This window comes from Streptomyces sp. CS113 (assembly GCF_002188365.1).
In the GTDB taxonomy this organism is placed as follows: domain Bacteria; phylum Actinomycetota; class Actinomycetes; order Streptomycetales; family Streptomycetaceae; genus Streptomyces; species Streptomyces tendae.
The window spans coordinates 5,743,344-5,758,400 of record NZ_KZ195574.1; the positions used below are offsets into that span (position 1 = coordinate 5,743,344).

Annotated in this window: 10 protein-coding genes; all 10 read left to right on the plus strand. The window is 73.2% G+C overall.

Annotation, left to right across the window (positions count from 1 at the left end):
• Positions 1-100 precede the first annotated feature (100 nt).
• The 10 genes from B9W62_RS25695 to B9W62_RS25740 all read left to right on the plus strand — a co-directional run bounded on the left by B9W62_RS25695 (position 101) and on the right by B9W62_RS25740 (position 15,010).
• A complete protein-coding gene (locus B9W62_RS25695) occupies positions 101-2,059 on the plus strand; it encodes a TIGR03960 family B12-binding radical SAM protein (RefSeq protein ID WP_179235664.1) in 1,959 nt (652 codons plus the stop codon).
• A 135-nt stretch (positions 2,060-2,194) separates the two neighbouring features.
• Entirely contained in the window at positions 2,195-2,965 is a 771-nt protein-coding gene (locus tag B9W62_RS25700; RefSeq protein ID WP_087809364.1) for an SAM-dependent methyltransferase, read from the plus strand.
• Positions 2,966-3,016: 51 nt separating this feature from the next.
• Complete coding sequence (locus B9W62_RS25705) at positions 3,017-4,078, plus strand: hypothetical protein (RefSeq protein ID WP_087809365.1); 1,062 nt, start codon at positions 3,017-3,019, stop codon at positions 4,076-4,078.
• A gap of 48 nt (positions 4,079-4,126) precedes the next feature.
• A complete protein-coding gene (locus B9W62_RS25710) occupies positions 4,127-4,903 on the plus strand; it encodes a TIGR03936 family radical SAM-associated protein (RefSeq protein WP_087809367.1) in 777 nt (258 codons plus the stop codon).
• Positions 4,904-5,177: 274 nt separating this feature from the next.
• On the plus strand, positions 5,178-9,167 hold the full coding sequence (locus B9W62_RS25715) for an Rne/Rng family ribonuclease (protein WP_087809368.1): 3,990 nt from the start codon (positions 5,178-5,180) through the stop codon (positions 9,165-9,167).
• A gap of 149 nt (positions 9,168-9,316) precedes the next feature.
• Complete coding sequence (locus B9W62_RS25720; RefSeq protein ID WP_179235665.1) at positions 9,317-10,378, plus strand: iron-containing alcohol dehydrogenase family protein; 1,062 nt, start codon at positions 9,317-9,319, stop codon at positions 10,376-10,378.
• 229 nt (positions 10,379-10,607) lie between these two features.
• A complete protein-coding gene (gene rplU, locus B9W62_RS25725) occupies positions 10,608-10,928 on the plus strand; it encodes a 50S ribosomal protein L21 (RefSeq protein ID WP_007449531.1) in 321 nt (106 codons plus the stop codon).
• A gap of 14 nt (positions 10,929-10,942) precedes the next feature.
• On the plus strand, positions 10,943-11,197 hold the full coding sequence (gene rpmA, locus B9W62_RS25730; RefSeq protein WP_015033582.1) for a 50S ribosomal protein L27: 255 nt from the start codon (positions 10,943-10,945) through the stop codon (positions 11,195-11,197).
• 110 nt (positions 11,198-11,307) lie between these two features.
• A complete protein-coding gene (obgE, locus tag B9W62_RS25735; RefSeq protein WP_087809369.1) occupies positions 11,308-12,744 on the plus strand; it encodes a GTPase ObgE in 1,437 nt (478 codons plus the stop codon).
• 214 nt (positions 12,745-12,958) lie between these two features.
• The gene (locus tag B9W62_RS25740; RefSeq protein WP_256976579.1) at positions 12,959-15,010 is read left to right on the plus strand and encodes a glycosyltransferase family 4 protein; all 2,052 of its coding nucleotides are present in this window, start codon (positions 12,959-12,961) and stop codon (positions 15,008-15,010) included.
• Positions 15,011-15,057 lie beyond the last annotated feature (47 nt).

Genomic DNA, 15,057 nt, shown 5'->3' on the forward strand with positions numbered 1-15,057 from the left:
GCGTGAGCGGTACGGGCCCCGGGGCCGCGCGGTAAGGGGGACCGGTCCGGCCGGGTTAGGCTGGATGGTCCCCCTTGTCAGCACACGAAGGTCCCGTGAGATGCCTGCCGAAGCCTCCCCGGCCGCCGAGTCCGTGTTTCCGCAGCTCGAAGCGCTGCTCCCGCATGTGCAGAAGCCGATCCAATACGTCGGCGGAGAGCTGAACTCCACGGTCAAGGACTGGGAATCCTGCGACGTCCGCTGGGCCCTGATGTACCCCGACGCCTACGAGGTCGGCCTGCCCAACCAGGGCGTCATGATCCTCTACGAGGTACTCAACGAGCAGCAGGGCGTCCTCGCCGAGCGCACCTACAGCGTCTGGCCGGACCTCGAGGAGCTGATGCGGGAGCACTCCGTCCCGCAGTTCACCGTCGACAGCCACCGCCCGGTCGGCGCCTTCGACGTGTTCGGCCTCTCCTTCTCCACGGAGCTGGGCTACACCAACATGCTCACCGCCCTCGATCTGGCGGGCATCCCCCTGGAGGCGGCGGACCGCGGCATCGACGACCCGATCGTCCTGGCCGGCGGCCACGCTGCCTTCAACCCCGAGCCGATCGCGGACTTCATCGACTGCGCGGTCATCGGCGACGGCGAGCAGGCCGTCCTGGAGGTCACCGCGATCATCCGCGCCTGGAAGGCCGAGGGCCGCCCGGGAGGCCGCGAGGAACTCCTGCTCCGCCTCTCCAAGACCGGCGGCGTCTACGTCCCCGCCTTCTACGACGTCGAGTACCTCCCCGACGGCCGTATCGCCCGCGTCGTGCCCAACCGCTCCGGCGTCCCGTGGCGCGTCAGCAAGCACACCGTCATGGACCTCGACGAGTGGCCCTACCCCAAGCAGCCCCTCGTCCCGCTCGCCGAGACCGTCCACGAGCGCATGTCGGTGGAGATCTTCCGCGGCTGCACCCGCGGCTGCCGCTTCTGCCAGGCCGGCATGATCACCCGCCCGGTGCGCGAGCGCTCCATCACCGGCATCGGCGAGATGGTCGACAAGGGCCTCAAGGCGACCGGCTTCGAGGAGGTCGGCCTGCTCTCCCTCTCCTCCGCCGACCACACGGAGATCGCCGACGTCGCCAAGGGCCTCGCCGACCGGTACGAGGAGGACAAGATCGGCCTGTCCCTCCCCTCCACCCGCGTCGACGCCTTCAACATCGACCTGGCCAACGAGCTGACCCGCAACGGCCGCCGCTCCGGCCTCACCTTCGCCCCCGAGGGCGGCTCCGAGCGCATCCGCAAGGTCATCAACAAGATGGTCTCCGAGGACGACCTCATCAGGACCGTCGCCACCGCCTACGGCAACGGCTGGCGCCAGGTGAAGCTGTACTTCATGTGCGGCCTGCCCACCGAGACCGACGACGACGTCCTCCAGATCGCCGACATGGCCACCCGCGTCATCGCCAAGGGCCGCGAGGTCTCCGGCTCCGGTGACATCCGCTGCACGGTCTCCATCGGCGGCTTCGTCCCCAAGCCCCACACCCCGTTCCAGTGGGCCCCGCAACTGTCGGCGGAGGAGACGGACGCCCGCCTCCAGAAGCTCCGCGACAAGATCCGCGGCGACAAGAAGTACGGCCGCTCCATCGGCTTCCGCTACCACGACGGCAAGCCCGGCATCGTCGAGGGCCTCCTCTCCCGCGGCGACCGCCGCCTGGGCGCCGTCATCCGCGCCGTCTACGACGACGGCGGCCGCTTCGACGGCTGGCGCGAGCACTTCTCCTACGACCGCTGGATGGCCTGCGCCGACAAGGCCCTGGAGCCCACCGGCGTCGACGTCGACTGGTACACCACCCGCGAGCGCGGCTACGAGGAGGTCCTCCCCTGGGACCACCTCGACTCCGGCCTCGACAAGGAGTGGCTCTGGGAGGACTGGCAGGACGCCCTCGACGAGACCGAGGTCGACGACTGCCGCTGGACCCCGTGCTTCGACTGCGGGGTGTGCCCGGCGATGGACACCGAGATCCAGGTCGGCCCAACCGGCAAGAAGCTGCTGCCGCTGACGGTCAAGAACACCGCACCGGCCGGCTGATCGGGCAATGAGGTGGGCCAGGAGCTCGCGGTCGTGTCACGGGCATCGACCGCGAGCGACGTCGGCTGTTCCTCTCCTTGCGGGCCGCGACTTAATCGCTCGGCATGCCACCCGGGACGAACTAACGTCCGTCGCATGACATCTTCTGATCTTCCTCCGCGTCTCGGCAGTCTGACCTTCCACGGGCCGCTTTCCGAAGACCGCGCCGGGCGCATGGTCGCGCGGCTCGCCGCCGCCTCGCCCGCAACCGTCCTCGACATAGGCTGCGGCTGGGGTGAACTGCTGCTCCGTGTTCTGGAGTCCGTCCCCGGGGCGACCGGCGTGGGTCTGGACATCAACGCCGAAGACCTGGCCAGGGGCCGGGACCTCGCGAAGGAGCGCGGACTCGCCGACCGGGTCGAGTTCGTGGAGGAGTCGGCCCTCGGCACGTCGCGCGGACCCGTGGACGCGGTGCTCTGCCTGGGATCCGGCCAGGCCCTGTGCGACCCGGGTCAGCCGTACGACCCCGGTGTCGTGCTGCGCGAGCTGCGCCGTCTGGTCCGCCCGGGCGGCCGTGTCGTGCTCGGCGAGGGGTTCTGGGAGCGCGCGCCGTCGGAGGCGGAACTCGCGGCGATGTGGCCCGGAGCGCACGCCGGCGATCACCTCGAGCTCGGACCGCTGGTCGACCTCGTCGTCGAGTCGGGCTTCCGCCCGGCCTGGATCGAGTCGGCGAGCGGTGAGGAGTGGGAGGAGTTCGAGTCCGGCTACCGCCACGACACGGAGCTCTGGCTCGCCGCCCACCCGGACCACCCCCTGGCCGCCGAGACCCGGGAGCGGGTCGACGGCCAGCGGTCGTCCTGGGTCAACGGCTACCGCGACGTCCTCGGCATCGCGTACCTGACCCTTGTGCCGGTCACCGGGACCTGAGTGAGAACGCCGAACGGGATCCGCACCAGGTCCCGCGGCGTCCTTGGGGGCATGGTGGACGTGGAGAAGGTGCCCGACGCGGGGCCGAGGGAAGAGCCGGTGCGGCGGTCGGACGCCGAGGGGTGTCTGGCCGTGGCGGTCCGGATTCCGGTGCGGGTCGTGGTGCTGGTGCTGGTCGTGCCGGTGCGCATGGTGTGGGACGCGCTGGTCGTCGCGGGGCGGTTCCTGCGGGACACGGTGCTGCGTCCCGTCGGGCGGGCGCTGGCGTGGCTCGGGCGGGCCGTCTTCGTGTGGCCGCTGGTCGGGCTGTGGCGGTACGTCGTCGTGCCGCTCGCCAAGGGCGTGGGGTGGCTCGGGCACGTGCTGCTCGTGGTGCCCGCGGTGTGGCTGTACCGGTGGGTGCTGACGCCGGTCGGGCACGCGCTCGCCTGGTGCTTCACCCGGGTGGGCGCGGTGCTCGCGGTGATCGGGCGCGGGCTGTACGCCGGTCTCGCCTGGCTCGGGCGGTATCTGGCCGTCGTACCGGCGGTGTGGCTGTACCGGTGGGTGCTGACCCCGGTCGGGCACGCGCTCGCCTGGTGCGGCCGGCAGGTGGCGCGGGGAGTGGGACTGGTCGTCACCGGTGTGGGGTTCGTCCTGTACTGGACTCTCCGGGTGCTGCTGGTGCTGCCGGCCCTCGCCGTGTGGCGGTGGGTACTCGCTCCGGTCGGCCGGTTCCTCGCCGTCGTCGGACGGGAGGTGGCGGACGCCCTCGGACACGCCTGGCGGGTCGCCGGGCACCTCTCGCGCGCCGTCGGGCGGTTCTTCGCCACCGTCCTGCGGTGGACCGTGGCCGAACCGGCGCGCTGGGTGTACCGGAGTGTGCTGACCCCGGTGGGGCACGCCGTGCGGGACACCGTCCTGCGGCCGCTGGCCGAGGCGGGGCGCGGTGCGCGGCGGGCGGCCCGGCAGGCGCTGGCCTCGGCGCGGCACTCCGTACGGCAGGCCCGCGCCGACGTGCGCCGCATGCTGTTCGGGGAGCCCGCCGAGCGGCATCCGGTGGACCGTCGGGAACCATCCGCCGCCGAGGCACGTACTCTTGGTAGCAGTACGACCGCTCTCACGAAGGACTGAACGACACTGGGCAAGCGACAGCCCGTAGGCCCGCCGCCCGTTCCCGCGGTGCAGCGCATCCGACTGCGTTACACCAAGCGCGGCCGCCTCCGGTTCACCAGCCACCGTGACTTCCAGCGCGCCTTCGAGCGTGCGCTGCGCCGCGCCGAGGTGCCGATGGCGTACTCGGCGGGGTTCACCCCGCACCCGAAGGTGTCGTACGCCAATGCCGCACCCACCGGCACGGGCAGTGAGGCGGAGTACCTGGAGATCGCGCTCACCGAAGCGCGCGATCCGGAGCGGCTGCGACTGCTCCTCGACGCGTCGCTGCCCGCCGGGCTCGACGTCGTCGACGCGGTCGAGGCCCGGACCTCCGGGCTCGCCGACCGGCTGACGGCCTCCGTGTGGGAGCTGCGGCTGGCCGGTGTGGAGTCCGCCGAGGCCGAGGCCGCCGTCGCGGCGTTCAACGCGGCCCCGGCGGTGGAGGTCCAGCGCCGTACGAAGAACGGTGTCCGTACCTTCGACACCCGCTCCGCCGTCGCGCACCTGGAGAGCGTCACCACGCACGGTTCACCGGCTGATAGGCCGACCGACCGGCCCTGTGCGATACTGCGGCTGGTTGTTCGGCACGTGACGCCTGCCGTACGACCCGACGACGTCCTGTCCGGTCTTCGCGCCGTGGCCGACCTGGCGCCGCCGGTCCCCGCAGCGGTGACCAGGCTGGCGCAGGGGCTGTTCGATGAAGAGACCGGTGCGGTGACCGACCCGCTCGCGCCCGACCGCGAGGCAGAAGCGCCCGAGCCGCAACCGGCCGCCGCTTCCGCCGCCGCGAAGGCGCCGGCGTAAGGAAGGTTCCGCGTAGGGACGGACGTCGTAGCGCCGCCCTCGAACTCGGGAGCCACCTGGGTCGGGCAGCGCACCGACCACAAGACTTTCGCCAGGCCGTGCCCGACAAGGGGTACGGAACCGGCGAGACAAGACACGGATGAGCTTCCGAGCGGCGCCCGCGCCCCGGACGGCGGCGACCGCGCACCGCGCGAGCCGCGGACGTCACCGGCGGTCGACATGTCGATGCCGGACCAGGCGCGGCGCCCGGGAGCCTGACGGGAGAAACCCCCGCATGCTCGAACCGACCGAACCCACCGAGTCGTCGACCGCTTCGACCGACTCCGCATCGAACACCCCCAGCGACACCCTGCCGCCGCGCCGTCGGCGCAGGGCCGCGTCCCGCCCGGCGGGCCCGCCGTCCGGTGCCTCCGAGGCGCCGGCGGAGACCGTGGCCCCGGCCGAGGCGGCCCCCGCCGAGGTGGCCGAGGCCCCCGAGCCGGCCACGGAGCCCGCGGCCCCCGCCCGGCCGCGGCGCCGCGCGGTACGCCGGGCCTCCGCGCCCGCCGGGACGCCCGCGGCGGTGGAGGCGGCCGAGACCGTCGTCCCCGCGGCCCCCGCCGCCGAGGCACCGGCGCAGGCCGAGGAGCCCGCCGAGGCCAGCGCCGAGAGCGCCGCGCCCAAGGGGCGTACCCGCCGCCGTGCCACGCGCAGCGTGACCTCGGCCAGCGAGCCGGCCGCCACCGAGCCCGCCGCAGCGGTGGCCCCGGAGGCCGCCGAGGCGCCCGCGCCCGCCGCCGGGACGCAGGAGACGGAAACCGAGGCCGAGGGCGAGAGCGCCGCGCCCAAGGGCCGGACCCGCCGTCGTGCCACGCGCCGCGTGACCGCCCCGGCCGAGTCGCCCGCCGAGGCCGCCGCCGAAACGAGCGCGCCCGAGGCCGCCGCGGCCCCCGAGCCCGCGAAGACGACGAAGACCGCAGAGGCCGCCGCGCCCGCCGAGGCCGAGGAGCCCGCCGAGGCGGCCCCGTCCGGTGAGGACGCCGCGCCGCGCCGTGCGCGCCGCCGGTCCACCCGCAAGGCCGCCACCGGTTTCGCCGCCCCGGCGCAGACCGCCGCCGCGTCCGACGAGGCGGACGCGCCCAAGCGCCCGAAGCGTCCCGCGGTCGCCGTGTTCCAGGCGCCCGTGTTCGCCGAGCCCCAGTTCCAGACCCCCGAGCGGGCCGCGGCCGAGGCCGCCGCAGAGGCCGCCGGTGCCGAGCCCGCGAAGCCGGTCGAGGAGAGCGCGGAGGCTCCGGAGGAGCAGCCCGCCGGGTCGCGCCGCCGCCGCAAGCGCCGGGGTGCCGCCGCCGAGGAGGCCGCCGAGGAGCGGGCCACCGCCGCCGTCACCCAGGACGAGCCCCAGGCGGACGCCGAGGACACCGACGCCGAGGCCGACACCGAGCCCGAGTCCGACGAGTCGGGCGACGACCACGACGACGCCGAGGGCTACGAGGAGTCCGGGTCGCGCCGCCGCCGTCGCCGGGGCGGCCGCCGCCGTCGCCGCGGTGACGCCGCCGACGGCGACCTGACGGACGGCGAGAGCGAGCACACGGCCGCCGAGCAGGACGCCGAGGACACCGCCGAGCAGGCGGAGGAGGACGCCGAGGAGAGCGAGGAGGCGTCCGGCGAGAGCGGTTCCAGCAGCAGCCGTCGCCGCCGTCGCCGTCGCCGCCGGGCCGGGGACGGCTCGGGCGAGGCCGATTCCTCCTCCGACGACCCCGAGCGCACCGTCGTCAAGGTCCGCGAGCCCCGCCCGAAGCCCGAGCCGTCCGACGAGGTGCAGTCCATCAAGGGCTCGACCCGGCTGGAGGCCAAGAAGCAGCGCCGCCGCGAGGGCCGCGAGCAGGGCCGCCGCCGGGTGCCGATCATCACCGAGGCCGAGTTCCTGGCCCGCCGCGAGGCCGTCGAGCGGGTCATGGTCGTCCGCCAGTACGGCGAGCGCACCCAGATCGGCGTCCTGGAGGACGGGGTGCTCGTCGAGCACTACGTCAACAAGGAGCAGGCCACCTCGTACGTCGGCAACGTCTACCTCGGCAAGGTGCAGAACGTGCTGCCGTCGATGGAGGCCGCCTTCATCGACATCGGCAAGGGCCGCAACGCCGTCCTGTACGCCGGTGAGGTCAACTTCGAGGCGCTGGGCATGGCCAACGGGCCGCGCCGCATCGAGTCCGCTCTCAAGTCCGGCCAGTCGGTCCTCGTGCAGGTCACCAAGGACCCGATCGGCCACAAGGGCGCCCGCCTGACCAGCCAGGTCTCGCTGCCCGGCCGCTACCTGGTCTACGTGCCCGAGGGCTCGATGACCGGCATCAGCCGCAAGCTGCCCGACACCGAGCGCTCCCGCCTCAAGACCATCCTCAAGAAGATCGTCCCCGAGGACGCGGGCGTCATCGTGCGCACCGCCGCCGAGGGCGCCAGCGAGGACGAGCTGCGCCGCGACGTCGAGCGGCTCCAGGCGCAGTGGGAGGACATCCAGAAGAAGGCCAAGGGCGGCAGCTCCAGCGCGCCCACGCTGCTGTACGGCGAGCCGGACATGACCGTCCGCGTCGTGCGCGACATCTTCAACGAGGACTTCTCCAAGGTCGTCGTCAGCGGCGACGACGCCTGGCAGACCATCCACGGCTACGTGTCCCACGTGGCGCCGGACCTCGCCGAGCGGCTGTCCAGGTGGACCAGCGAGGTCGACGTCTTCGCCACGTACCGGATCGACGAACAGCTCGCCAAGGCGCTGGACCGCAAGGTCTGGCTGCCCAGCGGCGGTTCGCTGGTGATCGACCGGACCGAGGCGATGGTCGTCATCGACGTCAACACCGGCAAGTTCACCGGTCAGGGCGGCAACCTCGAGGAGACGGTCACCAGGAACAACCTGGAGGCGGCCGAGGAGATCGTGCGCCAGCTCAGGCTGCGCGACCTCGGCGGCATCATCGTCATCGACTTCATCGACATGGTGCTCGAGTCCAACCGGGACCTGGTGCTGCGGCGCCTGCTGGAGTGCCTGGGCCGGGACCGGACCAAGCACCAGGTCGCCGAGGTGACCTCGCTGGGCCTGGTGCAGATGACCCGCAAGAGGGTCGGCCAGGGGCTGCTGGAGTCGTTCTCGGAGACCTGCGTCCACTGCAACGGCCGCGGTGTCATCGTCCACCTCGACCAGCCGACGTCCGCCGCGGGCGGCGGCGGTGGCAAGCGCCGCAAGCGGGCGCGGGCCGGTGCCGAGCAGCCGCACGAGCACGAGGCCGTCGCCGGGGTCGAGACCGGCCCGACGGCCGAGCAGGAGGCGGACGCCGAGTCCGAGACCGAGGTGGCCGCCGAGGTGGCCGAGCCGGTCGCCCTCCCGGCTCCCGACTTCAGCGCCGACGAGGAGCTGTACAGCAGCGCCGCCGAGGCCGAGGCCGCCGCCACGCGCGGTCGCGGCCGGCGTCGCGCCAGCCGTCGGGCGTCCGCGCCCGCGGGTGCCCCCAAGGCGGCGAAGGGGGAGGCCGCCAAGGCAGCGGCCGCACCCGCCGAGGTGCCGACGGCGCAGGACGTCACGGTGCGGGACGAGGTCGAGCGTCCCGTGCGGCGCGAGCCCGCCGCCGAGGTGCTGGCCGAGCCCGCCGCCGTCGAGGACGCGGTCTCCGGCGCCCCGGCTCCGGCCCCGGCCGCTCCGGCCGAGGCTCCGGCGCCCGCGTCGGAGGAGGCCGCGCCCAAGGGCCGTACCCGCCGTCGGGCCACCCGGAAGGTGTCCGCACCGGCCGGTTCGCCCGAGGGGGCCGAGGCCGCCGTGCTGACGGTCCCGGAGACCACCACGGTGTCCGAGCCGTCCGCGCCGGAGCCCGAGCAGGCACCGGAGGCGGCCCCGGCCGCCGCCGAGCCGGCCGAGAGCGCCGCCCCGGCCCGTCCGCGGCGCCGCGCGGTGCGCAAGCCCACCACGTCCACCGCGTCCGAGGAGGCGGCCGTCGTGGTCGTCCCGTCGGCCCCGGCGGAGGAGGCGCCGGAGGCACAGCCGACGGCCGAGGAGGCCGCCGAGGAGGCCGCCCCGGCCAAGAAGGCGGCGGCCCGCAAGACGGCCAAGAAGGCGACGGCGAAGAAGGCCGCCACCAAGAAGACCGCGGCCAAGAAGACGACGACCGCGAAGAAGGCCACGGCCAAGAAGGCGGCCAAGACGACGACCGCCAAGAAGGCCACGGCCAAGAAGACGGCGTCGAAGAAGACCGCGGCGGCCGCCCAGCAGGCACCGTCGTCGGTCACGGCCGCCACCGACGAGGGCTGATCCGGCACCAGCCCGGTCCGGCACCTGTCGCAAAACGTGTGGCCCCGGCCGAACGGATTCCGTTCGGCCGGGGCCGCACGTTTCCCCGGCCGCCCCCGGGCGCATCATCAGTGACAGCCGGAGGCCCCGGCGAGGTGAGAGGAGACCACGTGCCGGTACTGACGAGGCTCATCCCCTCGCCGCTCGTCGTGGACGTCCGGCCGGGCGCCCTGGACGACCTGGCGAGCGTCCTCGCGGACCAGCGGATCTCGCAGTCCGGGAAGCTGGCCGTGGCGATCAGCGACGGCTCGGGGGCCCGGCTGCGCAGGCGGCTCGAGCCGTCCCTGCCCGGAGCCGACTGGTTCGAGGTCGGCGGCGGCACGATCGACGACGCGGTGCGGCTGGCCGACGGCATGAAGTCGGGGCGCTACGACGCGGTCGTCGGTCTGGGCGGCGGCAAGGTCATCGACTGCGCCAAGTTCGCCGCGGCCCGCGTGGGCCTGCCCATGGTCGCGGTGGCCACCAACCTGTCCCACGACGGCATCTGCTCGCCGGTCTCCATCCTCGACAACGACGCGGGCCGCGGCTCCTACGGCGTGCCGACGCCCATCGCGCTCGTCGTCGACCTGGCGGTGATCCGGGAGGCGCCGATCCGGTTCGTGCGCTCCGGGATCGGCGACGCCGTCTCCAACGTCTCCGCGGTCGCCGACTGGGAGCTCGCCCACCGGGTGAACGGCGAGAAGGTCGACGGCCTCGCCGCAGCGCTGGCCCGGCAGGCCGGCGAGGCCGTGCTGCGCCACCCGGGCGGCTGCGGCGACGACAGTTTCCTGACCGTGCTGACCGAGGGCCTGGTGCTGTCCGGGATCGCCATGACCATCGCCGGGCACACCCGCCCCTCCTCCGGCGCCTGCCACGAGATCAGCCACGCCCTCGACCTGCTGTATCCCCGGCGCGCGGCCAGCCACGGCGAGCAGGTGGGCATCGGCGCGGCCTTCGCGACGTACCTGCGCGGCGACCGGGAGGGCGCCCTGCTGATGGCGGACACGCTGCGCCGGCACGGGCTGCCCGTAGTGGCTAGGGAGATCGGCTTCGGCGACGAGGAGTTCGTGCGGGCCGTGGGGTTCGCGCCGCAGACCCGGCCCGGCCGGTACACGATCCTGGAGCACCTCGACCTGACGCCCGCGGGGGCGGGGGAGGCGTACGCGGAGTACGTCGCGACGGTCTCCGGTTGACGTGCGCGGCAGCGGATGGGCGCCGTCAAGGGCCCGGGGCCCGGTTTGACCCCTGTCGTGCGGCCCCGTAATCTTGACCGTCGGCGTGTCGACTGACGCGTCACATCCCCGTAAACCTCATTCCCTCCGGGTGCGGGCCCTCGTGGGCTCCGGCCGGGAGAGGCTGCCCGTGTGTCACCGGGTGGCTGGACTGCGGGGGTGCCGTTCCGAGCGAGAGAGTGAGATCCGCGTGTACGCCATCGTGCGCAGCGGTGGTCGCCAGCACAAGGTTGCTGTCGGCGACATCGTTGAGGTTGACAAGATTTCCACCGCCCAGGTCGGCGACACGGTCGAGCTCTCGACCCTGCTCGTCGTCGACGGCGACGCTGTGACCAGCGACCCGTGGGTGCTGGCCGGCATCAAGGTCCAGGCCGAGGTCGTGGACCACCACAAGGGCCAGAAGATCGACATTCTGCGCTACAAGAACAAGACCGGCTACCGCCGTCGTCAGGGCCACCGCCAGCAGTACACGGCGATCAAGGTCACTGAGATCCCCGCGGCTGCGAAGTAAGGGACTGAGGAGACATGGCACACAAGAAGGGCGCATCGTCCACCCGGAACGGTCGCGACTCGAATGCCCAGCGGCTCGGCGTGAAGCGCTTCGGCGGTCAGGCCGTCAACGCGGGTGAGATCCTGGTCCGCCAGCGCGGCACCCACTTCCACCCGGGCTCCGGCGTCGGCCGTGGCGGCGACGACACGCTGTTCGCGCTCCAGGCCGGTGCGGTGCAGTTCGGCACCCACCGTGGCCGCAAGGTCGTGAACATCGTTCCGGTCGCCTGACCGGACACTTTCGCGAGGCGGGCCTCACTTCCCCGAGGGGAAGCGGGTCCGCCTTTCGCGTGTTACCCAAGAGACATCCCCGCAGTAGGCAGTAACTGGAGGCACATCCCATGACCACCTTCGTGGACCGCGTCGAACTGCACGTCGCCGCGGGTAACGGGGGCCACGGCTGTGCCTCCGTCCACCGTGAGAAGTTCAAGCCGCTGGGCGGCCCGGACGGCGGCAACGGCGGCCGGGGCGGCGACGTGATCCTCACCGTCGACCAGTCGGTGACCACGCTCCTCGACTACCACCACTCCCCGCACCGCAAGGCCACCAACGGCAAGCCCGGCGAGGGCGGCAACCGCTCCGGCAAGGACGGCCAGGACCTGGTCCTGCCCGTGCCCGACGGCACCGTCGTCCTCGACAAGGCGGGCAACGTGCTCGCCGACCTCGTCGGCCACGGCACCTCCTACGTCGCCGCGCAGGGCGGCCGGGGCGGCCTCGGCAACGCGGCGCTGGCCTCCGCGCGGCGCAAGGCCCCCGGGTTCGCGCTGCTCGGCGAGCCCGGCGACCTCCAGGACGTCCAGCTGGAGCTGAAGACCGTCGCCGACGTGGCGCTGGTCGGCTACCCGAGCGCCGGCAAGTCCTCGCTGATCTCCGTGCTGAGCGCGGCCAAGCCGAAGATCGCCGACTACCCCTTCACGACGCTCGTGCCCAACCTGGGCGTGGTGACGGCCGGCGAGACGGTGTACACCGTCGCGGACGTCCCCGGTCTCATCCCCGGCGCCAGCCAGGGCCGGGGCCTGGGCCTGGAGTTCCTGCGGCACGTGGAGCGGTGCAGCGTGCTGGTGCACGTCCTGGACACGGCGACGCTGGAGTCCGAGCGCGACCCGCTCTCCGACCTGGACGTCATCGAGGCCGAACTGCGCGAGTACGGCGGCCTGGACCACCGGCCCCGGATCGTCGTCCTCAACAAGATCGACGTGCCCGACGGCAAGGACCTCGCCGAGATGGTCCGGCCGGACCTCGAGGCGCGCGGCTACCGGGTCTTCGAGGTGTCGGCCGTGGCCCACATGGGCCTCAGGGAGCTGTCCTTCGCGCTGGCCGAGCTGGTCGCCGGAGCGCGTGCCGCCCGGCCCAAGGAGGAGGCCACGCGGATCGTCATCCGGCCCAAGGCCGTGGACGACGCGGGCTTCACCGTCACCCGCGAGGAGGACGGCCTGTTCCGGGTGCGCGGCGAGAAGCCCGAACGCTGGGTGCGCCAGACCGACTTCAACAACGACGAGGCCGTCGGCTACCTCGCCGACCGGCTCAACCGCCTCGGTGTCGAGGAGAAGCTGATGAAGGCGGGCGCCCGCAACGGCGACGGCGTCGCCATCGGCCCCGAGGACAACGCGGTCGTCTTCGACTGGGAGCCCTCGGTCACGGCGGGCGCCGAGATGCTCGGCCGCCGCGGCGAGGACCACCGCTTCGAGGCGCCCCGCCCGGCCGCCCAGCGACGCCGCGACCGCGACGCCGAACGGGACGAGGCCCAGCAGGAGTTCGACGGCTTCGAGCCGTTCTGACGCCCTTTCGGCAGCACCGCGCACGGCCGCCCGTGGAACCGGAGTCCCGCGGGCGGCATCTTGCTGTTCACAGGGTTACACAGGTGTGTCGGGGCCGTGATCTGCCGCCCGGGAACCATGTGTACTTTGTGAGAAGGATGTGACCACCCGTGCGTGGTCAGGGGCGGGGGGACGGCCTGACCAGCCGCTCCCGGGAGCAGAGAGAAGCCGCAAAGTGAAGATCGCATTCCTGGTTCGGGACCTGTGTCACATGGGAGGCGTGGTCAGCGCCACGCAGAACCTCGCCGGGGCGCTGGCCGAGCGGCACGACGTCGAGATCGTGGCGCTGCGCAAGGTGCGCGACGAGTCGTACTTCCCGCTGGACCCGCGAGTGAAGGTGCGGGCGCTCACCGACATGCGGCCGCACTCCCCGGTGTCCGACGTGGACAACCCGCTGTCCGACAAGTTCCCGCTGATCTACCCGCTCAACGCCGGTGCCAAGACGCCGGTGGTGAGCCGGCTCGCGGAGCTGCGGCTGCTGGAGTACTTCGACACCACCGACGCCGACGTCGTGGTCAGCTCCAGCCCGCGCAACACGATCATGCTGGCGCAGGCGCCCGGTGACTTCCTGAAGGTCACCCAGGAACACTCGATGCCCGCCATCTACGCCACGGACATCAAGCAGCGGCTCTTCCCGGCCTACCGGCACCTGGACGCCCTCACGGCGCTCACCCCGGAGGAGGTCGCCGCGCTCGCCCGGCAGGTGCCCGCGGTGCGCAACCGCCTCGCGGTGATGCCCAACTGCGTGCCCGCCTCCACGATCCGCTCCAGCGGCACCAACAAGGTGGTGGTCTCCGCCGGTCACCTGACCGACAACAAGAACCACGCCCTGCTGATCGAGGCCTTCGCCAAGGTCCACGCCGTCGCCCCGGAGTGGACCCTGCGCATCTACGGCCACGGCGCCGAGAAGAAGAAGCTGCGGGCCCGCATCGAGGAACTGGGGCTGTCCAACAGCATCCTGCTGATGGGCCAGACCTCGCCCGTCACCCCGGAGTTCGGCAAGGCATCGATCTTCGTCCTGCCCTCCAAGCGGGAGGCGTTCGGCAACGTCCTCGTGGAGGCGATGGCCGCCGGACTGCCCGTCGTCGCCACGGACGCCGACCACGGACCGCGCAACATCCTCACCGACGGCGAGGACGGACTGATCGTCCCGCGCGGTGACGTGGACGCGATGGCCGACGCGATCCGGCGCCTGGTCCAGGACGACGAACTGCGCCTGAAGATGGCCGCCGCCGGCATCCGCAACGCCGAGCAATTCCACGAGCGGGCCAGCCGCGAACGCTTCGAGGCCATCCTCGAGGAGGCCTTCGCCCGCAAGGAGCTGCCCCGCCACGCCACCGCCCGGGTCGACCGCGAGGGCTCCGTCCACGTCGCCGTGGGCACGCTGCCGGCGAGCGCCGGGCAGGCCGACCTCGTACTGCGCAAGGGCGGCGCCGGCGGCGCGGAGCACCGCTTCCCGTTCTCCGCCGGGGGCGAGGCCGTCGTGCCCTGGGACGCCGGGGTGCCCCACGGCACCTGGGAGCTGGCCCTGGCCACCCGCGAGGGCGAGCGCGAGGTCGGACTGACCACCGACGGCTACGGCTGCGACACCCGGGACCTGCTCGCCGTGGAGCTGCCGCGCCCGCAGGGGCCGTCCCTCGCGCTGCTGCTGCCCCACCTGCACGAGGACGGCGGGCTGCGGCTGCGCAGCGCGCTGCGTGACGTGCACGCCGAGGTCGGCCCGGTCAGCGTCGACGAGCGGACCATCGCCGTACGCGCCGCACTGTGGGGCGCGCGGCCCGCCGCGGGCGCCGTGGTGGAGGCCGTGCACCGCCGGGACAAGGAGCGGGTGCTGACCTTCCCGCTGCGCGACGAGGGCGATGGCTGGGTGGCCGTGGACCTGGACTGCGCCACCCTGGTGCGCGAGCACGGTGAGCACGGCGAGACTGACGAGGAGAAGGAAGTCATCTGGGACCTGTCGCTGCGCACCGCGCCCGACGCGCCCCGGGTGCCGCTGGCCAAGCTGGGCACCGACGTACTCCAGCCGATCAACGTGTTCACCTTCCCCCGCCCGGTGATCAGCGAGGCCGTGGCCGCCGGGCCGACCGTGCTGACCCGCGCGGTGCGCAAGTCCCGCCGGGCGCTGGGCCAGACGCCCGCCCCGCTGCCGCCCACCCGCCGGCGCACCGAGCTGCGGCCCTACTTCACGGCCGCCTGCCAGCTCGCGGTGAAGAGCGTACGGCTCTGAGCGGGCCGCAGGCGAAAGGGGCGGGCCCGGAGGATCGATCCTCCGGG